The sequence below is a fragment of the Sphingobacterium sp. UBA7855 genome, from assembly GCA_002500745.1.
Classification (GTDB): Bacteria; Bacteroidota; Bacteroidia; order Sphingobacteriales; family Sphingobacteriaceae; genus Sphingobacterium.
In genome coordinates, this window is record DLST01000011.1 from 270,324 (window position 1) to 294,356 (window position 24,033).

Genomic DNA, 24,033 nt, shown 5'->3' on the forward strand with positions numbered 1-24,033 from the left:
GCTAAATTTTTATATAAATTGACAATGGAAAAGCAGGTAAATGCAGGTGAATTTGTAGATCGTTTTATGACAGGCAGTCTGAAGCATCTTCGCTATCAACAATCTCCGATCAAGATATTTCAGCTCAGTGAAATCGCTCCTTACATTAAGTTTCCTACCCCGCCAATTTTCTTAGGTTATAACCTCCTTGTTCATATAACTGAAGGGTATTTCAAACACCAGATCGGAGCCAAAGAATATGTCGTTCAGGCTCCGGCGATTCTTATCAGTAATTACGGAAATATTTCCACCATAAAGTCTGTCGATAAATCTGCGAAAGGACATTGCGTTTTAATAAACGACAATGCGATGACCTCCATTTTTCGGGAGCAGGAGATTTTGAATATCTTCAATATCTCACCCTTGCTTAACTTAACTTCCCAAGACAGCATTGATCTCCAAGAGCTTTTTAGATTGCTTTATAATGAACTGCTTTCGGAATTACCCTATAAAGAATTGTTTGAAAATCTATTAAAATCAGCAATTTTAAAAATCATCAAACTCTCTTCCTCCAATCAAGCGCTCAATCGGAGACAAGAAATTGCAATGATGTTCAAACAGCTTGTGCACAAAAACTTCAAAAAGCAAAAAAATATTGCATTCTACGCGGACAAGCTCGCAGTATCTACAAACTATCTTAATCGTTGCGTATTTTCGGTGTTCAAAAAATCTTCCAAAGAACTCATTCTTGAAGTGCTGATTATGCACAGTCAATTTCTATTGTTTGAATCCAACAAAAGCATTGCAGATATCTGTTATGAATTGGATTTTTCAGACCCCTCTTACTTCTCACGACTTTTCAAAAAGATCGTTGGCGTTTCTCCTACTTCTTATCGAAACAGAGCGACTTAAATTTCCAATATGCACGATTTGTCCTATCTTTTATACTGAAGTACACAAGCGAATCAAATTGATTGCAGTTAATTTTGTGTAAGTGATTGAAACAAAAGAGAAGTTTAGTTCAACAGACACTCTTTATTCTTTCTGTTTCGATCTGCATTGTTCCATCATTTAATTATATATTTTAAAGATGCTTAAGGTTCCAGCACACAACAATATAACCCAAGATTTCGATTTATTTATTGCGGATTTTAAAACTAGGCTATCAAGCTTATTCCATAAAGAATATGATTACAACTCGCTCAGTCTAACACGCGGGCTACCGCCTGATTTTTTAGCTGAGATCATGAAAATGCAACCCTTATCGGTTGCTATCCCCGAAAACCACGGTGGCCGAGGCCTTCATGTCAAAGAATGCTTGGGGGTACTTGCAGCCGCTTCTTATGAGTCACTATCTCTCTCGCTGATCTTCGGAATTAATATTGCTTTATTTTTGGAGCCTTTTGCTAAATATGGCAATACATTACTTCAGGAGAAGGTATTCCAGCAATTTCTGGAAAATCAAGCCATGGGAGGACTGATGATTACCGAACAAGCTTACGGCAGTGATGCACTCAATATGCGAACATCTTACGAACAAAAGGATGATAAGTATTTTATAAAGGGGGAAAAACATTGGCAGGGTCTTACTGGCGCGGCAGATTTTTGGCTCGTAACAGCACGTAAGAAAAATGAAAATGGAGAATTGGTGCGGGATATAGACTTTTTTGTAACGGAGAATGCTTCCGAAGAACAAAAGATAGTAGTCACAAAAAAATACAATAGTCTTGGCCTATATGCAATCCCTTATGGGGTTAATAATATTGATATCAATGTTCCTACCGATCACAAACTAAACCCAGAGAGCACAGGTATTAAATTGATGCTGGATACCCTGCACCGCAGCAGACTTCAATTCCCTGGCATGGGCATGGGTTTTATCAAACGCATGTTGGACGAAGCGATGAGACATTGTTCAGAACGCCGTGTAGCAGGTATTAGTTTAAATGAATTAGACTCCGTTAAGTTTCAGTTGTCTCGCATACAGGCTGCATTTACATTGTGTTCCGCAATGTGTTCGTACAGCGTCTCCATTAGTTCCATCAATAATGATCTTTCCGCTCATGGTATAGATGCCAATAGTGTAAAAGCGTTTGTGACAGACTTAATGCACGAAGCCGCGCAAATATGTGTGCAATTATCAGGTGCAAATGGCTACAGATTGGATCATGTAGCAGGCCGAGGCCTCATTGACAGTAGACCTTTCCAAATCTTTGAAGGATCAAATGAGATGCTTTATTCGCAAGTGGCTGAAGCGATTGGCAAACTTATGCGTAAAACCAAAGAAAGCAACTTATTGTCTTTCTTAAAAAAATATAGCGGAACCGAGTTCGCTGCGCCATTTTTCTCATCAATCTTAAATTTTGATTTTCCGCTGCAGCCTAAGCAGCGTGAACTGGTTACCCTTGGAAAGATAATCGCCCGCGTCATTTGTTTTCAATATGTTCTACAAATTAACAATGCAGGTTTTAATGATAAGATGACAGAAATAACACGTCAGCATGTTAGCATGGACATTTATATGTTGGTAGGTCAATTATCAAATAATAATAATGCCGAACCATTGATGAACTATGACGAGAACACAGACTGGATGAAGTTCAATTCTTAATCAAGCGTTGTGTTAACAAAGTCAAACGTTTTTAGCATCGTGAAATATAATGCACAAAGCCATTTCCTAGGAAATGGCTTTATGCATTATATCGCTGAAATATCCCATTCCCATACGCTATGGTAATGCCCGATTGCTTCCGTATAGGCGATAAATTCACGATAAAAAGAATGTGAACCGATTGTGGCACTATCACCTATTACAATTAGTTTTTTCTTAGCTCTAGTCATCGCCACATTCATCCGGCGGACATCAGACAAAAAACCAATCTGCTGTTCGGCATTGCTTCGTGTCAAACTGATATAGATTATATCTTTCTCCTGGCCTTGAAAACTATCGATGGTCTGTATTTTAATCAAATCAGCAAAAGATTTCAGGCTATCCCTCCCCTCAAATATTTCCTGTAATAGCGAGACCTGTCTCCGATAAGGTGCGATCACGCCAATGCTCAAGCTCCCATCAATGCTTAACGAAGCTGTCCAAGCCCCAATATGTTCGTTCAGATGAGATGTCAGAAAATGGACTTCCCCGGAATTGAAGATTGCTCCATCGATCTCCGTTTCTTCAAATCCCGCTCCCGCTGTATCAATAAATAACACGGGCTCAGAATCTCCTGGTATGTTCCAACGTGCGACTGCACTATCCGCCCTCAATAAACCATCATACAACGCTACGGAAGGATATTGCATAATTTGTTCGTTCATTCGATACTGTATATCCAACAAAGAAACTAATTGCGGATTATGGTCTACCAATTTTTCGAACAATGTATGGCTCAGGCCATGACCAGCTATTTTACTTGATTTTACTGTGGGCGACAATTGATTGTGATCGCCAGCTAAAACAAGTCGATGTGCTTTTAATATCGGGATCCAGCAAGCAGGTTCCAGTGCTTGTGCAGCCTCATCTATAATGACTGTTTCATAGCTACGATTTCGAATAACCTCATGGTTTGATCCAACCAAAGTTGCAGTGATTACCTGCGATTTATCTAAAACATCAGCGCTGATAAAATCTTGAATCTGATCGACCTCCTTCCGGATTCGGTGAGCTTCATCAAACAATGCCTTTCTCTGCTCCCGCTCCGCCTTTCCAAAACTACGTTTATATTTTTGAGCCATCTCGGTATAGGCACGCACTTGCTTTTGAAGTATTTTAATATCCTTATTTGCAGGATGTCGATCAATTTTTGCATCGAGTGTCAGTTCCTGCAGATGCTCGGAAACTTTTACAGGGTTACCTATTCTTGTTACCGCGACTCCAACCGCATCTAATCGTTCGGTCAACAGATCAACTGCCGTGTTGCTCGGTGCAACAACCAACAGCTGCTTGCTGTCCTGTTTTAACAACGCCTTCACGGCCTGTATCAATGTTGTTGTCTTTCCAGTTCCCGGAGGGCCATGCAAAAGTGCCACTGTATTGGCTTTCAAGATTTGCTGAACAGCATTATTCTGACTGACATTCAAGTTGGGGTGGACAAAGAACTCTTCGTTGGATTCCATTGGAATTGATTCTTCTCCGATTAGCTTCCTCACGAAACCACCCTGCTTTGTATCTTTACTCAATTCCTTGCCTTTTTCAAGCGCATTGAACATCTCCCGATAAGAATACTCATCAAATAATAAATCAATACCAAGCTTCCCTCTCCTGCTCCATTCAGGCAGTTCATCCACACGGAATGAGATTCGCATCCCGTCCCTACTTACGGAGGATATCATCCCATCTATTCGGTCCCTTTCGGGATCGTGATTCGAGAATAGGGAAACTGGCATACCGAAGCGGAACTTGTGATCGACATCATAATGATTGGTTCTGTTTAAACTAACAGACAAGTAATCCCCTCTTCCCAGCTCAGTATCTATTAGCTGAATCGGAAACCAAGTAACCCCTTGCATCCGTCGTTCATTCAAGCCACTTTTCAATAACAAATTCTCATGCTGTAATCTATCAAATTGTTGTTCTTCACGTAATAAAGTGATAAGTTTGTCGAAATAATTCATACTTGGATATCCATATTGCCCCAGCGCAAAATAACTGTTTTTTCCGTTATTTGAATCATTTGTGTTTAATTCTCTGCGTCTTTGACCAAATTCTAGAAAGCATATTTATATGCTCACCACAAATTCATATTTATTTGCTATAATTGAAAAACAAAGAATTTACGATCGAAACATTCACAAAAATAGCAATCAGATGAGCGCAATATTTCTACACGACAGCGAACAGCAATGGACAGACTTGGGCGAAGGCGTCATGCGCAAGATACTCGTTTTTAATGAGGAGCTCATGCTCATGAAAGTTCGATTTGAAAAAGGGGCCATCGGGGCACTTCATCAACATCCACATACGCAAATTTCTTATGTCAGTGCTGGAAAATTCAGCTATCATATTGATGGTGTTGATAGCATCTTGACGGCAGGAGATTCGTGTATCATTTATTCAAATCTGATTCATGGATGTGAATGTCTGGAGGAAGGAGAACTGATCGATTCGTTCAGTCCCTATCGTGAAGATTTTGTGCAATCGACATAACATATTCTAATCAAACGTTGAAGAAGCAATATTCATTTCGTTCCAACGTTAATGCAATAACATTAAAAAATATGATTTCACTTCTTTCAGCTAGTATCCGTGGTGTCCTTGTTAGTTTTTGCTTGGGCACTGGTTTTCTATGTCTTTCTCCAGCAGTACAGGCGCAGGAGAAACCTCTTTTAATAGAGAAAATTAATCCGAAACTATATCTTTACACGACCTTTAATACCTTCGACGGCACCAAATATGCAGCTAATGCCGTGTACTTAATCACGAAAAAAGGTGTTATCCTTTTTGACACCCCATGGGATTCAACCCAATATCAGCCTTTATTGGATAGTATCAAACAGAAACATAATTTACCCGTCATTGCTGTTTATGCAACACATTGGCACGAAGACCGTGCAGGTGGTTTTGCCTATTACAATCACATTGGGATTCCCACCTACGCTACAAAAATGACGAATGATCTACTAAAGGCAAATCACAAAGCACAAGCCGCCCATCTTGTTGACCTCAATAAAACCTATAAAATCGGTGGTCAATCTTTTGTTCTGAACTTTTTCGGCCCCGGACACTCCATGGACAACGTTGTTGTCTGGTTTCCCCAATATAAGATCCTGGACGGTGGCTGTTTTATAAAAAGCGCTGAGGCTCGAGATCTAGGTTTTACGGCTGATGGAGACGTAAAATCCTGGAAACCGTCATTGGCGAGGTTGCTGACAAAATATCCCCAAATTAACATGGTGATTCCCGGACACGATGCCTGGAAAGATGAAGGTCAGATAAAACGAACAGAAGCGCTTCTAACAGCAAAAATAATATGTCTATAGGAGGAGCTTTACAAAAAGTTTTTCGCCGGGGCTAATTGGAACAGTTGATTGATAAGAAAGACCCCTTATTGGTAAAACTCACTTATTTTCAATAGGATAAAAATACGTAAAGTATTTTGTTGGACAGATTAAAATTGCTCATTAGCCTGCATTTAGGTAATCAAAAAAACGAAAGTGGATAACAGCGTAGAAAAAACAGCATAAAAGTAAAAAAAGGACTACGTTTATCTAAAAAAGTGCTATATTAGCGACACGAAATAAAAGCAGGGGCATTAGCTCATTTGGCTAGAGCGCTTCGCTGGCAGTGAAGAGGTGATCAGTTCGATCCTGATATGCTCCACAGAAAAGGGTACTTAATACAAGTACTCTTTTTTTTATTCTTTATGCCACGTTTTAAGATACAGTCCTATTTGTATGAATTTACAGATTTTGAAATTTTCCAGGTTCCGTTTTCTTTAACAAGCGTAATCAGATCCGTTTTAGCGAAATCGTCGAATTGCATAGTAACTTTCGCGATTGCATAATCGGGTAATTCTTCCACGATCTGGGTTGTTGTTCTGCAGTTCAATTTGATCCCTTTTTGTTTTTTCAAAAACTCAATCATCTCAAGACGACTATGTTGCAAATCTTGTTTGCCACAAATTCTTTGGTTAAAATCAGCAGTAAAAAGATTATCCAAATTAGCTACCTGACCTTCGGTCATCGCACCAACATACTCGTCGATGGCCAAATCAGCAGTAATTAAATTGCGTTCTTCTGGTTTAACAGAAGCCATTGAGCAAGTAGAGATTGCCACCATTGCTGCTGCTACAAATGTTTTTACTAGAGTTTTCATATTTCTTTTTTAAATTTTATAATGAATTGGTATATTTTTTTCCTATCGTATTGTCGCTTCCTATATAAATTTGTTGCGCACTTTTAAGTTATTTTCTGTTTCAAAGTTAAGACAACTCATCTATTGATATCATTACATTTAGATTAACCTTGTATTAAAGTCGGTGAATGATCTAATTTTCTAGGCGAGTGAAATTTTCAATCGGTTCTTTATATATCCAAAACGTGACAGAATGAATAAATTATTGGTTTGAATATTGTTATTCTGTCTTTTTCCTATTAGATTGCACGCTTTCATGACACATACTAATACACAATATCTTTTTGACTTTAGACTACCCCTGCTCTTGATTTTATTGCTGTGCAGCGAGAAATTTATATATGCTCAACGCCCTGCAAATGAAATAGAAGCCACCAAACATCTGGCTGATACAAGCAAACAACGTGACCTAATTGATATTGGCAAAGAAATATTAAATATCAGGCCGCCGCAAACGGTAAAAAGTACAGGAAAGAAAGTCTATTTTTCATTTTTGCCGTTTTCGACAAATGTTCCTGGCGGAGGGCATGCTTTAATTACCAGTACGACAGCAGGATTTTATCTGGGTGATCGTTCTAATACCTATATGTCTAAAATGACATTTACTCCATATACAAATTTTGGCAAAAGATTTGGCCTTCCAATCCGATCCTATGTTTGGTTAAAGGAGAATTCCTGGGTAATTGACGGAGATATACGTCTTTTAAAATACCCACACGAAACTTGGGGCATAGGTAAAGAGCACCAAGGTGACCAACAGATTAATTTAGATTACACTTATTTTCGCCTATACCAACACGCATTAAAAAGAATTCATGGAGGTCTTTTTATGGGAATTGGTTATGATCTGGATTATCGAATGAATATTAAGTCGACAAGCGATATCAAGCTTGAGGACTACACCTCCTACCCTTATGGAACAGATTTAAAAGATAATACCATGTCTTCAGGAGTGAGTTTCAATTTAATTTATGATACACGTGCCAATTCGATCAATACCTGGTCGGGGAACTATGCCAATTTACAGTTTCGAGTAAATCCAACATTTTTAGGTAGTGATCAAAATTGGAAATCACTATTTTTTGAAGTCAGAAGATACCATAGGCTTACCCAAAACCGAAATCGACAGAATATGATCGCGGTAAGGAGCTTTTTCTGGACTGTATTTAACAGCAAAGCTCCATATCTCGATCTTCCTAATTTAGGTTGGGATCCCTATAATAGTTCTGGAAGGGGGTTTCCTGTAAGTCGCTTTCGGGGTAAATCGCTTTACTATTTAGAGACGGAATATCGGCGTGATATTACGAGAGATGGCTTATTTGGATTTGTAGCATTTATGAATTTTACCACTTTAAACGGGCCAAAAAATACCATGTTTGAAGATTGGAATGTCGGTACCGGGGCTGGTGCGCGAATTAAGTTTAACAAAAATTCAGGCACCAACATCGGCATCGATTATGGAATTAGTAAGAACCACCGCAGCGTGAGACTTACCTTAGGAGAAGTATTCTAACCCCTAACTCAAGTGATAACTTTGGTTTTTGAACTCCATTGAAGTATAGTACTGGTATTTTTTATTGTCAAGCGGATAATCCCAACAACCCATGCGGTGATAGATTTCACCACCAAAGCCTGTTTTGAACCGATAAAGCCCATAAAGAGGATGTGAAGAATCTGCTTGTGGAGCGACGCCAAAGAAGTCATATTCTGTACACCCTTTTTCTTTCGCAAGCTGCATTGCACGCCATTGCAGAGCATATGTTGCCATATAATTACGATTCTCGGAAGCAGAGGCTCCATAAAGGTAAGTGCCACGATTTGCTGCAATCACCAAAAACATAGCTGCCAAGGACTGATTATCCACTTCTGCCACTAGAAGATACACATCAGCGGGCGATGATGTATCATTTGCCCTTGCAGAGAGAACAATCTTAAAATAATTGATATCATGTAAAAAAAAGTTATTTCGAAGTGCCGTTTGTCTATAAAGTTCATACCAAGTTTCTAGACTTTCCATTCCCAATGAACGCACGCGCACCCCTTTCCGTTCTGCCAAATTAATATTATATCTCGTCTTGGATTTCATATTTCCAAGTAGCATATCCTCTTCCTTTTTAAGATCCATAAAAATAGTATTGGAAGGAAGTATATCCGTATTTGCTTTATGAAAATTCCAGTTTTCTGTATTAAAGTTAAAACGCATCTCCTGAATACGTTTTTCGGGGACACCCAACCAGTTTCCATGAAGGTCATAACAATCATCCTCTTTAGCCCAATGAGACTCCCAAGATAGATCGTAGCGTATCATAATGCAATTTGGCGGCAGATGGGAACGCAAGCTCTCCGATAACTGTTCCAAAAAATAACCTTGATTTTCGTCCGATGGTTCAACCTCAGGCCCATAGGGTACATAGGCGATGCTATGCTCTTGATCTATGGCCTGTATAATAATCAATAAATCGCCGATAAAATACGTATCGTCGTCGACCCCAACGTAGAGATCAGATTGTTTCGACTTAAAGTTAAATGCCTTCGAATGTATTCCCTGCATTTTTTTTACTGCAGACCAATAAGCAGTCTGTTGAATAATACCTGTTTTATAAAGCCCACTGATTTCTTTGTCATTAATGTCTGCTATCATGATATTTCTCCAATTTTAATAAGTATTTTTTCAGATTCTTATAAAAACCATCGATTTTTAAGCCCAAAAACGGCAAACATAACCAAAATTTTCGCCCAAATAGTTACTCATTTGTCACTTTGTTGTTAATTTTGAGGAATACAAAGAAATAGCTATCTAAGATGGCTATTTCAAATATTTTACCGTTAGAATATCCTCATCTGAATTGTTATTTTGATCTAAAATTTAAGATATTTGTAGCTTAACAATTCAGCACACGATGGACAATAAAGCGATTTCCAAAATTTTCAAATTATGCAGCCAATTGATGGAATTGCACAATGAAAATCCTTTTCGAACAAAATCCATGGCGAGTGCATCTTTTAAGTTGGACAAGCTACCTTTCCGTATTGCTGAGGCCAATATCGAAGAATTGAGTGCGCAGCCCGGCATAGGAAAAAGCATCGCTGAAAAAGCAAAGGAAGTAGCTGCTACCGGAACATTTAAAGAGCTTCAAACTCTTATGGAAAATACGCCGTCCGGTATTGTTGACATGTTAAATATTAAAGGATTGGGTCCTAAGAAGATTCAAATAATCTGGAAGGAGCTAAAGATCGAAAGTATCGGAGAGCTACTTTATGCCTGTAACGAAAACCGTCTTGTTGAAGCGAAAGGATTTGGACTTAAAACCCAAGAAGACATCAAAAAATCCATAGAGTTTTCGATCTCCAACAAAGGATGGTTTCTATATGCAAAAGTGCTTCGGTGGGCAGAACGCTTTTTCACTGACCTTAAATCGCATTTTCCGGCTTCGCTATTGTCTTTTACTGGCGATTTCAGAAGAAAGTGCGAAATTTTAAGTACTGTAGACCTATTGATTTCTGAGCATATCGATAGCGTAGAGAAATTTTTAGGAGCATATACCTTAATCGAAAAAACAGAAAACTCCATAGAATTAACCGACGATCTAGGATTTACTTTCAAAGTCTTCAGCAGTAATATCAATGATTTTTATCGTGATCTGATTCTTAGCACCGGATCTACCGCACACCTGGATCTCCTATATAATATACTTCCAGACCTCCCTTTACTTTCCAGTGAAGAAGCAATTTACCGCAACTTGGGTTTGGATTATATCGAGCCCCAACTACGTGAAGGATTGAATGAAATAGATCAGGCCCAAAATCACAGCCTACCAAAACTAATCGAATACAGAGACCTTAGAGGCACACTTCATAATCACTCTACGTATAGCGATGGTGTACATAGTCTCGAGCAGATGGCCCTGCATTGTAAAGGTGTGTTAGGACTCGAATATTTGGGAATCTGTGATCACTCGAAAACGGCAGTTTACGCTAACGGATTAACTATCGAAAGATTAGAAGAACAATGGAAGGAGATTGCTGCATTAAATGAAGAATTGGCACCATTCAAGATCTTCCGCGGGATTGAATCCGATATTCTAGGTGATGGTTCATTGGACTACCCTGATGAGATACTGGCAAAATTCGATTTTGTGGTTGCTTCCGTTCACTCCAATCTAAAAATGGATGAAGAAAAAGCAACCGCCAGGCTAATTAAAGCGATCGAAAATCCATACACAACAATATTAGGACATCCTACCGGAAGGCTATTGTTAAGTAGAGCGGGCTATCCATTAGATTTTAAAAAAATCATTGATGCCTGTGCTGCAAATGGAGTTGTGATTGAGATAAATGCCAATCCTTTACGCTTGGATCTTGACTGGAGATGGCACCGTTATGCCGTAGAAAAAGGAGTACTGCTATCTGTGAATCCGGATGCCCATCGTACGGAGGGGCTACAAGACATGCAGTATGGTGTTTTAGTGGCTCAAAAAGGCGGTCTTCAAGCAAACAACTGCCTAAATACGTACTCTTTAGACGACATTACAGCATATTTCTACAAGAAAAAACAGCACTAGTCTATGTCCAGTAAAACAAATGCCGTTCGCCTGCTGGACACCGCTGGAATACCTTATGAACTACGAGAATACGAAGTTGATGAGCAGGACGTCAGTGCCGAGCATGTTGCCAAAACCTTAGGTTTATCACTTGAAACATTATACAAGACTTTGGTTCTAAAAGGAAACAAAGACCCTTACATTGTGGCAGTCATCCCTGGCAATGCGCATCTTGATTTAAAAAAAATAGCAAAAGCTTCAGGCAATAAAAATTGTGAGATGCTTCTTATGAAAGATCTCTTATCGGTCACGGGCTATATTCGCGGAGGCTGCTCTCCCATTGGAATGAAAAAGCAATTTCCAACATTCATTGAAGAAGCCGCTCAACTAGAAAATCATATTTCAGTAAGCGCAGGAAAAAGAGGTCTTCAGATGGTATTAAATCCGCTGGATTTCGCTTGCATTGTTCATGCCCACTGGGCGGATCTGATTAGTTTATAATAGACTTACTTTTTACGCCCGTATAATAGTATGCGTTTGAAAGAGTAAATAGCCGGAAATTTTGAAAAATGTTTATTGATTCGAGTTTTGAACTCATCAATAAACAGTACCTTCTTATCTTCTGCTAATCTTTCAAGATAGGGAATCAAAGCTGAGCCTGCAATGAAGCTGTAAAGCGTATCAGCGTCAGTAGCAATTAAAGGATACACGCGGAGCGAAAGATCTAATTGATCCACGCCATTTTCAAACAGCAGCTTTGCGTAGGCATCAATATCCAATACTGACGATGACCTATTCCAATCATTTAGATACGTACAAAAAGGCTCCTCGTTCCCTAGTTCAAATAACATCTTATTTAAGATATTTTCTGGCTGATAAGGCATCTGCACTGCTAATTGTCCGCCAGCATTTAATTTGGAAATCAGTTGAGGGAAAAGAGCCTGATGGTTTTCCAGCCATTGTAAGGCAGCATTGCTAAAAATAAGATCCCAGGTCCTTGGCTCATTAAGGAATTTTTCGACTGAACTTTGTCTAAATTTTAAACGTTCAGTTTCAAGTTGATGGCTTCCAGAAAGCATTTCTGCTGAAGAATCTATCCCAAGAAAATCTGCTTCAGCTAATTTTTCACTTAGAATAGCTGTTTGTTCCCCGGTACCGCAACCCAAATCTACGGCATTAAGTATGGTATCTCCAACGATAAGCTCGGCCAAATCATAAAATGGTTTAAAGCGAATTTCTTTAAATTGATTATAGTTGTCCGGATTCCAAGACATATTGTTTTTTTATTATATTTATAGGGCAATACGATATTTTCTATTTAAACAAAGCGAGAATTTCAGCAACATCGACCTGACCAAAATAAGCGGTCAGATCGACGGATTGTAACAAAAGATCAATATCCTCCAATTCATGCTTTCTTCCAACCAATAAACTTTCAATTTCATGGATCGATTTCGATGCAAAAAAATCTCCAAAAATTTTAGCGCGTTCAATATATCCTTTATGTACATCCAGGTGTAATTCGATAAATCCCGCAGGAATCTTAATTGCTTTTTTAAAATTGTAATTTGGAGAAAAACCAAAATTCCAGTCCCATGTTTCGTATTTTTCTTTGATCAGCTTTTCAATATTTTCAATATCCAGAGGAGAAAACGTGCTAATTTTAGCTTGTGGGTTCTCCATTTTCATTTCCTCAATAAGCAATTCTTTAAAATGAGCAGTTGTAAAACCAGTAGGCAAATATCCAATTAAATTCGTTACGCGTGCGCGATTAGATTTTACAGCTTTATCGACAAATTTCAATGGATTGACTTTCAAAGCATCACTTAGCACCTGCATCTGTGAATCGATCAATATGGTGCCATGTTGAATCATTTTGCCATTTTTGGCCAATTTAGCATTTCCGCTAAATTTTTTCCCGTCGACCAACAGGTCATTTCTTCCTTCCAATTTTGCAGGTATATGCAATTGATTCAGTAGCGAAATAATTGGCTGGGTAAAGGTTGAAAAGTCCATAAAATCATGATTCTCCAATAAGGTGTGAAACGAAAAATTAAGATTTCCAGCATCATGATAAACAGCACCTCCACCTGACATTCGTCTAACAACCTTAATATTATTGTCGTTAACGTAATCAAGATTTATTTCTGCAAGCGTATTTTGGAACTTACCTACTATAATTGAGGGAGCATTTATATAGATTAGAAAGATATCTTCTTTAGGATATTTACCCAATAAATATTCTTCGGAAGCGATGTTAAAATAAGCATCGTCAGACGGAGATTCTATAATTAGCATATTTTTCTTTTTTCAAAAATAAAAATAAATTAACCAAGGTTCTTCATCTCAAATCCATAATTATCTCAAATCTATCTAACAATATTCCCTCGCGTTGCTCATACAACCAATTTATTTAAGTGATACTTTTTTGCTGATTGCCACCTTTTCCTCCAGTTTATTAATAATAAAACCTGAGAAATCCTCCTTTAATATTTCTTCCGCCTGACATAACGCACCTGGACTAAATACATTAATTTCCATAATACGATTACCAACCACATCTAGACCAACAAAACACATCCCATCCCGGATCAATTTGTCTTTTATTTTTTCGACCATCCCCAATAGTTCCGCTGAAATAACGGCACCTTGCGTCGTTGCTCCTTGATGAACATTACTCCGTATCTCATCGCCCTGTTGTACCCGATGAACAGCAGCAAATTTACCATTGATCAAAATAGGCTCTCCATTTAGCAAAAAGAACCTTATGTCGCCATGCGCAGCTTCCGGCAGGTATTCTTGACCAATTACATAACCATCTCGCGCAATAGCATCTACGGTTTGTTTTAGATTTTGCTGATTATCTTTATTGATCAAAAACACATTTTTGCCACCCGAACCTTTTAAAGGTTTTAAAATTATTAGCCTGTTCTGTTGTTCAAAAAATCGTACCACGTCCGCATAATTTCGTGTTACAATAGTTTTAGGACGAATAGATTCATCGAACTCTTCTAAATACAACTTATTACTGGCTCTACCAAGGCTATCTGGATCGTTGATGACCAATACTCCTTTCGCTTTTAGGAAAGACGCAAATTGCAGTGCGGAAGCTGCCGCCCAAGGTCTGCTTACCATATCCAATACTGGATCAAATCTTAGCCAAACTACGTCCATCTCCTCCAAAGACATTTTAGTTTTTTCCGTTTCTCGTAATACCTCCATGAAACGGTCAGCAGATGTCAGCATCTGATTAGGCATTACTTTTCGCACATGGGCAGCAATATATGCCGACTCGTAGTAGAAATCGGCCAGGCCAATATAATAAACTTCATGTCCCATTTGATGGGCCTTCAATGCCAAAAGAGTAGTCGTAAAACGCGCAGTTTCTTTGTGGGTTTGGTTGATCACGAATGCTATCTTCATATACAAAATTCGATTATTGAATCATTTGGAATATTCCGTTATTCTTTTTGAGATTTAACAAGGCATCCCTATAGGGAGCCATTAAGTATCTCGGGGTTAAAATTGGAGACTTCAAGACCCCTTTTAAAGTGAGCTCCTCGACAATTGGTATATAATCTTCACGGATTTTGCCCATAGTTAAAAGTGCAACTTCCCTTCCGCTTTTGATATAATTGGTCAATTCTATTAATCCACTCAAGTACAATGCATCTTTTGTAAGCCCACCACTTCTATAGACTCGCATTGTCATTTGGAAAGCAGTTTCGTGCAAAAATTGGTACTTGTCTACTAGAAGTGAGAACGTATCAATAAATGAATTGCCTTGCTGCATATGATGCACAGCAATAACTCTTCCAGCTAGGATACGCAATCTATTATTGGTCAGCCCTCCGACTAAATATTCGGCGAGCACAGCGAGACCTTCCTGAAGTTTTTCATAACCAGGAACTCCAAGTCTAAAAAGGCTGAAAGGTTGCTGTTTCCCATTATAGTAGGTGACAATGTGTGTTCCAACTTCATGCTGTATGAGTGCCTTTACCCTATTACGTGGTAAACTGTACTGCTTGCTTATGTTGAGCACACCTTGGTTGACCATCACACCGTAGATGTCATCGCGAAGTCTTACTGTCGTTCCAAAGTTTGGATCTTGGCTTTTCAAATAATCCAATTCCTCCTGAGCCAGCTTGGCGAATTCCTCAGCGTAAACAATGTCTTCGTCTTTTGTCCTCACTTCTCGATCAGTTGTGGTAATCGTTAGGATTGCTTGTGCTTTTTCCAATAATTTCTCATTAACTGTACCAAAAACTTGCATACTTCCGAGCAAGAACCCCTCTTTTCCACGCTCACTCAGCATTGTCATCATCTGGTCGAGCTCTTTTCGTTTATCACGAAATAAATAGGCCATGGAGGGATCAAATAAATCTTCTATATGCAAATTATAAAGATTCCTTTTAATAATATCTGGATCGATAGGCATGGGCCTATAGCGGAATACAGGTGTTTTTCGATAATTCCCTTTCTTAAATTGTTGCCAAGCATCGTAAGAATTTGTCGGAGTAATCAACAGCAAAAAATCAAATCTTTGGCTCTCTCGAGCCAATTTCTGATCAATTTCCCATGCTAAAGGAAGCATCTTTTTTGGCTGGCTGATTTTAAATGCAGTAGGTTTCGATAATGTATGTATACGAATGAACTCAAAGAATGTTTTAGACAAGCTTCTAGATATGGCTTCACGGAAATGGCGCAGATCGATCGGTAAAATCTGCTGATCTACTCCTAATAGATACTTAGGTTTTACCTCAAGCCCCATGTAAAATATATTTGTGTTTAGATTATCCAATTGAATACTTGACGGTGACAGACTCTGCGTTGCATTCGTTTTTGATTCCGTCAGTATTTCTACTTTGGAAATCGACTCTTCAGTAGTCAGTTGCTTTACTAAATATTGAGCAATCGACTGCACGTTTTTACGGGCAATGTGGATTAAAATATCCTCTTCCTGCCCAGGATCTGATGCCCAGACTTCAATGATTAGACAAGCACCAAACTCCTCTACGAGTTTGTTTAGTATAGGTGCAATCCATTCAGAAACATTCATCCGCTCATCTCTTACTTTAAAATAAGCTGGTTCTGACTTGACCAACTCTGCAAGCATGGGATCTGGACTCAAAAACTGTCGGTATAAAAATAGATAAGGAACGATTTGATTGAATACCAATTTATTCTTAGACGGAATTTGTGCGTGAAAAACTTCCTTGTTTTTGATCATTTTTAAAATGCCAGCAAGTTGTTTCGCATTATCTTTCATAGGCAAAATAATTTTCCAGTGTTTCTATACTTTGCAAAAGAAGTTGCTTATATTCCTGTAGTTTTTGTGGAAAAACTTCCCCCGTCCACTCATCCATAAAATCTTTCCTAAATTCTATCGAAAAAATACAGCCTTTATCGCCAAACTTACTATTCAAGTACGCAGAAAGAAAACCACCTTTAAATTTCACATTCTCACGCACGTCGTAAACTTGCCCATCTTTTCCAGTTTGTAATACTTTTAATAACTGATCAGTCAATTCTCTCCATTTTTGGTGATTATGTTGCGTACCTAAATTGATTTGTGGATCGGTAGCAGTGTTCAAGATTGCTTCAGGTCCTTCGCGCCGCATGTTGTAGCTATGAATATCATAGATGACAAAATAACCATAACGATCAATAGTATGCTGAATATGCTGACATACATCTGCATACACACGGTCATAAATCGCATATAACTCATTTATCTGCCCCTGTGGCAATGCTGCTCGCCAAACACGCAAGCCCCAAGATTGCTCAGGTTTAAGATAAATAGCATCTTCTCGCTTTCGGTTCAAGTCTAATTGAAACCTAGACGTTCCAGACACGAACCTATTGAAAGGTAACTCCGCCAAAAGAGCCGTGTAAGGATCCTCCTCCCGTAATCGCTCCTCTTCAGAAATATTAAAATTGAGTAGTATATTATCGTCGACGTGATGACCATCATGTATTGCAAAAGCCCAAAATGGACTTTCTTTATTTTCAAATTGATAACGGTATGTTAGTGACATAGACTTTTTTTTGTAGTTTATGAAAACAAGGCCATATTGATTGATAGCCCCCTGTGTTAAATTAACAGCTATGACCAAAAAAAAGTTTGAAAATAAAACGGATTACCGCTATAATCAGAAACCTTTCTCATTACTCAAGTAAGTGCATGTTAAAAATCGTTAAACGGCGGGTTCTATACAAAGTGTTGGCATCTTTCTTGAATAAAAAATAGTAGTTTCATAAAGTTAGGTTAATAATTTAGTTAGTTTATAAAAAACCTGTTAGTATACCCACTAACAGGTTTTTTATTTCTAGAAGGAGATCTTATAGAAAATATGATTGTTTGTTGAATTCCGCTCTTAATTATTAAAAAATGTTAAAATTTGAAATAAAGGATATGAAATGGAAACATTTTTTGAAGATACTACGTTATATAAGTACTTTTCATAAATTTAGGTTAATAATTGGTTAGGAAAACTCCTGTTAGCTCCCAGCTTCAGGAGTTTCTATTTTATCCATTTATTGAAAATAATAAAAGACAGCACATATCACAGCGACCAGATTTATTAATTTACTTTCATTATGTCACATTTGAATGGCGAGTACCATCACATAAAGAAAATGTTTTTTGGCACAGCCTTTGTACTGTTTTAAGCATTCATAAATTTAGGTTAATAATTGGTTAGTTAGAAACACTTGAAGTTCCCCGCTTCAAGTGTTTTTTTTATAGTTGTACACTATATAATATAAAAAACCGTCGGCTTATATTCAGTTGACCGTTTCCACCAATTGCTTCAGGGCAATTTCGTAGGCTCTTGACGAAACATGAGTCTTTTGCGGAGAAAATGCCTTGATTTTTTTGAGTGCTTCAAAAATCACTTTAGAAACATCCGAAAAAATTGCATCATCACTAATTTCGATATTGCGTTGCATTAAATAGGCAAATACTCTCGCCATGCCACAATTGGCAATAAAATCTGGTATAACTGCAACATGCTGGTCAGCAAACTCCATAACAGGTCCATAAAATATTTCCTGATCAGCAAATGGAACATTCGCACCGCAAGCAATTACCTCAAGTCCGTGATCTATCAGATGTTCAATCTGATCTTTCGAAACTAATCGCGAAGCGGCGGCGGGCACGAAAATATCTGTTTGTAAATTCCAAATCTGTTTTTGTATCTGATCAAAAGGGATCAAGTTTGCTGCATGAAGTTCATTACCTTTCCGTTCTAAAAACAAGCGAGTGATAGCTACCTCATCAAAGCCTTCCGGATTGATCAATCCACCAGCACGATCGATTATTCCGACGACTTTAACCCCTAGTTTCGACAGATAAAATGCTGCTGCGGCAGCAACATTTCCCCAGCCCTGAATCACCGCACGCTTTCCAGCACAATGCGATCCAAAAAGCTCGTAGTAGTGGCGAATTGACTCTGACACGCCATAACCAGTGATCATATCTGCCACTTTGTACTTTCGTTTCAGATCTGGACTGTAGGAACTGTCCTCCAATACTTTGGAAACCCCATAGCGCAATTGTCCAATTTGGTGAATGCGATTGCTTTCATTCACCTTAAAGTGTCCATTCAAGATTCCTTCTTGTGGATGCCACAGTCCATATTCTTCCGTCAATGGAATGACATCATGAATTTCGTCTATGTTCAGGTCCCCACCTGTCCCATAATAATTCTTCAATAGCGGTGTGACAACCTTAAACCAACGTTCTAATACTTCGTTTTTCCTTGGGTCGTGTGGGTCGAAATCAATGCCCGATTTTGCTCCACCAATTGCAGGGCCCGATACCGTAAACTTAACCTCCATTGTTTTGGCCAGAGATTCTACCTCATGCCTATCCAATCCAGCTCGCATCCTTGTTCCACCACCAGCAGCCCCCCCACGCAAAGAATTGATCACAATCCATCCTCTTGCATCCGTCTCGCTATCTTTCCATTCGAAAACAATTTCGGGGCTTTTATGCTCAAACGCCCGTAATAACTCTTTCATCTCTCCCATACTACTATAAATTTCCTCGACGTTCCTGTTCACGTTCTATCGCTTCAAAAAGGGCCTTGAAATTTCCTGCTCCAAAGCTTTGTGCCCCTTTTCGCTGGATGATCTCATAAAATAAAGTTGGCCTATCTTCTACAGGCTTCGTGAAAATCTGCAGCAAATACCCCTCTTCGTCACGATCGACCAGAATTCCAAGTTCTTGAATGATCCGTATTTCTTCATCAATTTTTCCAACTCGCTCGGGCAACATATCGTAATAGGCTTCGGGTGGGGCACCCAAAAACTCTACTCCTCTTGCTTTAAGTGCTTTCACCGTAGCAACGATATCTCTCGTTGCCAACGCAGCGTGCTGTACGCCTTCTCCCTCATAAAACTCAAGGTATTCTTCAATCTGCGACTTCTTTTTCCCTTCAGCAGGCTCGTTAATCGGGAACTTGACATAGCCATTTCCATTGCTCATCACTTTACTCATTAGCGCGGAATACTCGGTATTAATCTGCTTGTCATCGAAAGACAGGATGTTGACGAAACCCATGACATCCTGATACCATTTCACTGTTTCGTTCATCTTATTCCATCCGACATTACCAACACAATGGTCGACATAAAGCAGACCTGTCTCACTTGGATTGTAATCACTTTCCCATTTTTCATATCCCGGCATAAATGTACCGGAATAATTCCGCCGTTCGACAAATAGATGGACCGTTTCGCCATAGGTATAGATACCGGCAGTCCAGACTTCCCCATTTTCATCCTTCATAAGCTGTGGTTCCTGATATACCTTTGCTCCTCTTTTTGTTGTTTCTTCAAAAGATTTTCGGGCGTCATCTACCCAAAGCGCTAATATTTTAACGCCATCACCGTGTTTTTTAACATGTTCTGCGATGGGATGATCAGATTTCAGCGCCGTGGTGAGCACCAAACGTATTTTATTCTGTTTGAGCACATAGGATACCCGATCTCGAACTCCTGTTTCAGGTCCGGCATAAGCATCCGACTGGAAGCCAAATGCGGTCTTGTAGTAATGCGCCGCTTGCTTCGCATTACCAACATAAAATTCAATATAATCGGTTCCATTGATAGGTAGAAAATCTTGCGCTTGGGCAATCTTTTCTGCAAATGTATTTGCCATAATTTATATAAAGGTTACTCTTCTTTTTATTAATCTAACTCATCCAAGACTTATAATAATCTGGATCTTCTATACTGAGCGCTTCTTCTGTCAGCATCAATGGTCGAAAAGGATCGATCATCACAGCCAGCTCTTCGGTTTTAACCTGTCCGATACTTTTTTCCACTGTCCCTGGATGAGGTCCATGCGGTATACCACCGGGATGCAGTGTAATCTGTCCTCTTTCAACCGACTTTCTGCTCATAAAATCACCATCGACGTAGTACAGTACTTCATCCGAATCTACATTGCTGTGATTATACGGTGCAGGAATCGAATTTGGATGATAATCATACAGCCGTGGACAAAAGCTACATAGTACAAAGTTGTCAGTCTCAAAGGTCTGGTGGACAGGTGGTGGCTGATGTAGTTTACCCGTTATCGGCATAAAATCATGGATCGAAAAGGCCCAGGGAAAATGATAGCCGTCCCAGCCAATAAAATCAAACGGATGACTTCCGTAGACATACGGATAAATCATCCCCTGTTTCTTGATTTTCACTTCGAAATCACCCAATTCATCAAAGGTTTCCAAATTTTGAGGTACTCGAATATCGCGTTCAAAAAAGGGAGCGTGCTCCATCAATTGACCAAATTCATTGCGATACCGTTTTGGTGTACGCACAGGAGAAAACGATTCAACGATAAACAACCGGTTATCTTTCTGCTCAAATTCCATTTGATAAATCGTTCCCCGGGGAATAACTAAATAATCACCATATTTAAATGGGATATTTCCATATCCAGTTTTTAATCTTCCGATCCCTTGATGAATAAAAACAATCTCATCTGCCTGACTATTTTTATAGAAGTAGTCATCCATGGACCGACGAGGAGCTGCCAAGGATATGTGCAGGTCCTGATTAACCAGCACGGGTGTTCGGCTTTCGAGATAATCATCTTTGGCCTGTACCTGAAACCCTTTTAAGCTGGTATGCTTAAGATGTTTATCCCGGGCGATCTTGGGTGATACATCGTAAGGCTCCCTGATTTGCTTGACCAATGTAGGCGGATGGCAATGATACACCAAAGAATAAAGACTGGAAAATCCATGGGTGGATACGAGTTCCTCAGCATAAAGCGTATTATCGGGCTTTCTAAAAACAGTATGTCGCTGTATTGGAATTTGCCCTTGTTTTACATAAAATGGCATAATACTACGATTTAAACGGTTATAAAATTAATTGAATATCTAGGCACCAATAGAACTATTGGCAAGTGCATGAGAGAAGGTTAGTATTGTGCGAAAACGATATCAGCTATAATTGCTCTATTAAAAGCAATATAGGGCATGGAGAACGAAAAGCGATTTACGCCACGATTGATCATTTTTTTAGTTTATAATTCTTTAATAAAGTTAAGCATATTTTTCTATTTATAAGAGAAGAAATATTTTTTTCAAATCTTATACGATATATTTGTGTCAAATGCTCACAACATTAAATAACCAAATAGAACACACAATATATGAGAATTGTCACCTGCATTTGGGAAGGTAAGGAGGAATTGGGGATTGTCATAAACGACCGATGTTATCGTTGCTCAGCAATCGATCAAACCCTTCCAAAAAATATGTCTGATTTCCTAAAAGGTGAAGAAAAAGCCATGGGTAAGCTACAGGAATTCGAGCGTGCTTTGGCCCGGGGAACGATCAAAAGATCTTATCATCCCTTACAGGACACACAGCTTATCGCTCCAGTACCTCATCCAGCCTCTTTTAGAGATGCCTACGCATTTCGTCAGCATGTGGAAACATCAAGAAGAAACCGCGGACTCGAAATGATCCCCGAATTTGATAAATTTCCTGTTTTCTATTTTTCAAATCATCAGGCAATCCAAGGTCCTGGGCCTATTCACTGCATGCCCTTACATTTATATCAACTTGATTTCGAACTTGAGATCGCTATCGTCATCAATAAAACAGGAATCAACATTCCTGCGGCCAAGGCAGATGAGTATATCGCCGGATTCATGATCATGAATGATTTTAGTGCAAGAAAACTGCAGATGGAAGAGATGAAATTGAGTTTAGGACCAGCCAAAGGCAAAGATTTTGCGACAGCAATTGGACCTTGGTTAGTTACCAAAGATGAATTGGAGCCTTATAAAATTCAACCAGCCAAGGGGCATATTGGCAACTGTTATGATCTCGATATGACTTGTAAAGTAAACGGCCGACAGGTTTCAGCTGGTAATTTTGCGAGCATGCACTGGACTTTTGCAGAAATTATTGAGCGGGTTTCTTATGGTGTACAGATCTTCCCCGGTGATGTGATCGGTTCAGGTACTGTTGGGACAGGTTGCTTTCTCGAACTCAATGGCACTGCACGCATAGCGAATCCTAACCACGAAGATCAATGGCTTAACCTTGGCGATGAGATTGAATTGGAGATCACCGCACTCGGAAAACTTTCCAATTCTATTGCTTTACACCATTCATAAATCTAGCGAATATGAAGCCATCTTTCGAAACCATAACCTTTGAGTCTGTAGCGGACAAAGCCATCATCGATAATTTAATCAAATATGCTATTGCACCGCGTCCAATTTGTTTTGCGAGCACGATAGATCGCAATGGACAAGTCAACTTAAGTCCTTTTAGTTATTTCAACCTGATGTCGCATCAGCCGCCTATCTGCGTTTTTTCGCCACTGCGGCGGATGCGCGATGGCAGTACGAAGCATACATTGGATAATATACAGCAAGTTAAGGAAGTCGTCATCAATATTGTCAACTACGATATGGTGCAGCAGCAATCTCTTGCCAGCACCGAATATGGGAAGGAAATAAATGAATTCGATAAGTCGGGTTTTACTGCTGTCCCTTCTATGCATGTTGCGCCACCACGGGTAGCCGAATCTCCAGTTCAGCTGGAATGTCGGGTTAGAGAAATCGTCGCTTTAAGCGATGAACCGGGGGCTGGTAATCTTGTTATTGCCGAGATCCTCTATATGCATATCCACAAACACTTATTGGGCAAAGACAATACCATTCAACAAAAAGATTTGGACCTTGTGGCAAGACTGGGTGGTGACTGGTACTGCCGCGTCACTGATGAAAATCTATTTATTGTACCAAAACCCCTCCGTAGTTTGGGAATTGGCATAGATCAACTTCCAGAAAAAATTAGATTTTCTACCGTATTGACCGGAAATCACCTGGGATTGTTGGCCAATGTTGAAACACTACCCACATTAAAAGATATACAGCCAGCAGATAAGTATTTAAACTACCTGAAGCTAAATTTTGAAGACAGCCCATCGAAATTTAGCCAGAAAGTTCATGAATATGCTGCACAGCTATTGGATGCAGGCCAGCTCGATAAAGCCTGGCAAATTTTATTAATGGGATAATTTAAGTAAGCGCAAAAAAATAGGACTTTCAAACTTTTGGATAGTCCTATTTTTTGGATCCTATTATATTGCTCCAAAGATTGAATTTAGACCTTTGGAAGAACT

General features: G+C 39.1%; 20 protein-coding genes and 1 tRNA gene. 10 read left to right on the forward strand and 11 right to left on the reverse strand.

Going from position 1 to position 24,033, the window contains the following annotated elements; translation table 11 throughout:
• Positions 1 to 24 precede the first annotated feature (24 nt).
• Together B2107_RS09885 and B2107_RS09890 are read left to right on the forward strand one after the other, a co-directional pair.
• On the forward strand, positions 25 to 891 hold the full coding sequence (locus tag B2107_RS09885; protein WP_293955468.1) for a helix-turn-helix domain-containing protein: 867 nt from the start codon (positions 25 to 27) through the stop codon (positions 889 to 891).
• A gap of 178 nt (positions 892 to 1,069) precedes the next feature.
• The gene (locus B2107_RS09890; protein WP_293955469.1) at positions 1,070 to 2,590 is read left to right on the forward strand and encodes an acyl-CoA dehydrogenase family protein; all 1,521 of its coding nucleotides are present in this window, start codon (positions 1,070 to 1,072) and stop codon (positions 2,588 to 2,590) included.
• 86 nt (positions 2,591 to 2,676) lie between these two features.
• Here B2107_RS09890 and B2107_RS09895 read toward each other — a convergent pair whose 3' ends face one another.
• On the reverse strand, positions 2,677 to 4,590 hold the full coding sequence (locus B2107_RS09895) for an AAA domain-containing protein (RefSeq protein WP_293955470.1): 1,914 nt from the start codon (positions 4,588 to 4,590) through the stop codon (positions 2,677 to 2,679).
• Positions 4,591 to 4,783: 193 nt separating this feature from the next.
• Between B2107_RS09895 and B2107_RS09900 the strand changes: the two genes are divergently transcribed.
• From B2107_RS09900 to B2107_RS09910, 3 genes are all read left to right on the forward strand, one after another.
• Positions 4,784 to 5,122 carry a cupin domain-containing protein gene (locus B2107_RS09900; RefSeq protein WP_293955471.1) on the forward strand — a complete coding sequence of 113 codons (339 nt, stop codon included), beginning with the start codon at positions 4,784 to 4,786 and terminating at the stop codon, positions 5,120 to 5,122.
• Positions 5,123 to 5,193: 71 nt separating this feature from the next.
• Positions 5,194 to 5,955: a BlaB/IND/MUS family subclass B1 metallo-beta-lactamase gene (gene bla, locus B2107_RS09905; RefSeq protein ID WP_293955472.1), complete on the forward strand. Its 762-nt coding sequence runs from the start codon at positions 5,194 to 5,196 to the stop codon at positions 5,953 to 5,955.
• A 266-nt stretch (positions 5,956 to 6,221) separates the two neighbouring features.
• Positions 6,222 to 6,295, forward strand: a tRNA-Ala gene (locus B2107_RS09910).
• A 66-nt stretch (positions 6,296 to 6,361) separates the two neighbouring features.
• Here B2107_RS09910 and B2107_RS09915 read toward each other — a convergent pair.
• The gene (locus B2107_RS09915) at positions 6,362 to 6,790 is read right to left on the reverse strand and encodes a nuclear transport factor 2 family protein (protein WP_293955473.1); all 429 of its coding nucleotides are present in this window, start codon (positions 6,788 to 6,790) and stop codon (positions 6,362 to 6,364) included.
• 295 nt (positions 6,791 to 7,085) lie between these two features.
• On the opposite strand from B2107_RS09915, the gene B2107_RS09920 reads away from it, so the two are divergent.
• Positions 7,086 to 8,342 (forward strand): hypothetical protein, encoded by a 1,257-nt coding sequence (locus B2107_RS09920; RefSeq protein WP_293955474.1) that lies wholly within the window; start codon positions 7,086 to 7,088, stop codon positions 8,340 to 8,342.
• A gap of 3 nt (positions 8,343 to 8,345) precedes the next feature.
• Here B2107_RS09920 and B2107_RS09925 read toward each other — a convergent pair whose 3' ends face one another.
• Positions 8,346 to 9,470 (reverse strand): lipid II:glycine glycyltransferase FemX, encoded by a 1,125-nt coding sequence (locus B2107_RS09925; RefSeq protein ID WP_293955475.1) that lies wholly within the window; start codon positions 9,468 to 9,470, stop codon positions 8,346 to 8,348.
• A 259-nt stretch (positions 9,471 to 9,729) separates the two neighbouring features.
• On the opposite strand from B2107_RS09925, the gene B2107_RS09930 reads away from it, so the two are divergent.
• Both B2107_RS09930 and ybaK read left to right on the forward strand, forming a co-directional pair.
• Positions 9,730 to 11,391 carry a DNA polymerase/3'-5' exonuclease PolX gene (locus B2107_RS09930; RefSeq protein WP_293955476.1) on the forward strand — a complete coding sequence of 554 codons (1,662 nt, stop codon included), beginning with the start codon at positions 9,730 to 9,732 and terminating at the stop codon, positions 11,389 to 11,391.
• 3 nt (positions 11,392 to 11,394) lie between these two features.
• Complete coding sequence (gene ybaK / locus B2107_RS09935) at positions 11,395 to 11,871, forward strand: Cys-tRNA(Pro) deacylase (RefSeq protein ID WP_293955477.1); 477 nt, start codon at positions 11,395 to 11,397, stop codon at positions 11,869 to 11,871.
• Positions 11,872 to 11,876: 5 nt separating this feature from the next.
• On the opposite strand, the gene B2107_RS09940 is transcribed toward ybaK, so the two are convergent.
• The 8 genes from B2107_RS09940 to B2107_RS09975 all read right to left on the reverse strand — a co-directional run bounded on the left by B2107_RS09940 (position 11,877) and on the right by B2107_RS09975 (position 21,728).
• A complete protein-coding gene (locus tag B2107_RS09940) occupies positions 11,877 to 12,644 on the reverse strand; it encodes a methyltransferase domain-containing protein (RefSeq protein ID WP_293955478.1) in 768 nt (255 codons plus the stop codon).
• Positions 12,645 to 12,684: 40 nt separating this feature from the next.
• A complete protein-coding gene (locus B2107_RS09945) occupies positions 12,685 to 13,668 on the reverse strand; it encodes a lipoate--protein ligase (RefSeq protein ID WP_293955479.1) in 984 nt (327 codons plus the stop codon).
• Positions 13,669 to 13,779: 111 nt separating this feature from the next.
• Complete coding sequence (locus B2107_RS09950; protein ID WP_293955480.1) at positions 13,780 to 14,793, reverse strand: glutathione synthase; 1,014 nt, start codon at positions 14,791 to 14,793, stop codon at positions 13,780 to 13,782.
• A gap of 13 nt (positions 14,794 to 14,806) precedes the next feature.
• Positions 14,807 to 16,639 (reverse strand): flavohemoglobin expression-modulating QEGLA motif protein, encoded by a 1,833-nt coding sequence (locus B2107_RS09955; RefSeq protein WP_293955481.1) that lies wholly within the window; start codon positions 16,637 to 16,639, stop codon positions 14,807 to 14,809.
• On the reverse strand, positions 16,629 to 17,408 hold the full coding sequence (locus tag B2107_RS09960) for an N-formylglutamate amidohydrolase (protein WP_293955482.1): 780 nt from the start codon (positions 17,406 to 17,408) through the stop codon (positions 16,629 to 16,631). The genes B2107_RS09955 and B2107_RS09960 overlap by 11 nt, the downstream gene beginning before the upstream one ends.
• 748 nt (positions 17,409 to 18,156) lie before the next feature.
• Positions 18,157 to 19,395 carry a Glu/Leu/Phe/Val dehydrogenase dimerization domain-containing protein gene (locus B2107_RS09965; RefSeq protein ID WP_293955483.1) on the reverse strand — a complete coding sequence of 413 codons (1,239 nt, stop codon included), beginning with the start codon at positions 19,393 to 19,395 and terminating at the stop codon, positions 18,157 to 18,159.
• A 13-nt stretch (positions 19,396 to 19,408) separates the two neighbouring features.
• Entirely contained in the window at positions 19,409 to 20,536 is a 1,128-nt protein-coding gene (hppD, locus tag B2107_RS09970; RefSeq protein ID WP_293955484.1) for a 4-hydroxyphenylpyruvate dioxygenase, read from the reverse strand.
• Between the two features lie 34 nt (positions 20,537 to 20,570).
• Entirely contained in the window at positions 20,571 to 21,728 is a 1,158-nt protein-coding gene (locus B2107_RS09975) for a homogentisate 1,2-dioxygenase (protein ID WP_293955485.1), read from the reverse strand.
• Between the two features lie 314 nt (positions 21,729 to 22,042).
• Here B2107_RS09975 and B2107_RS09980 point away from each other — a divergent pair, with 314 nt between their 5' ends.
• Both B2107_RS09980 and B2107_RS09985 read left to right on the forward strand, forming a co-directional pair.
• Positions 22,043 to 23,017 (forward strand): fumarylacetoacetate hydrolase family protein, encoded by a 975-nt coding sequence (locus B2107_RS09980; RefSeq protein ID WP_293955486.1) that lies wholly within the window; start codon positions 22,043 to 22,045, stop codon positions 23,015 to 23,017.
• An 11-nt stretch (positions 23,018 to 23,028) separates the two neighbouring features.
• Complete coding sequence (locus tag B2107_RS09985) at positions 23,029 to 23,928, forward strand: flavin reductase family protein (RefSeq protein WP_293955487.1); 900 nt, start codon at positions 23,029 to 23,031, stop codon at positions 23,926 to 23,928.
• Positions 23,929 to 24,033 lie beyond the last annotated feature (105 nt).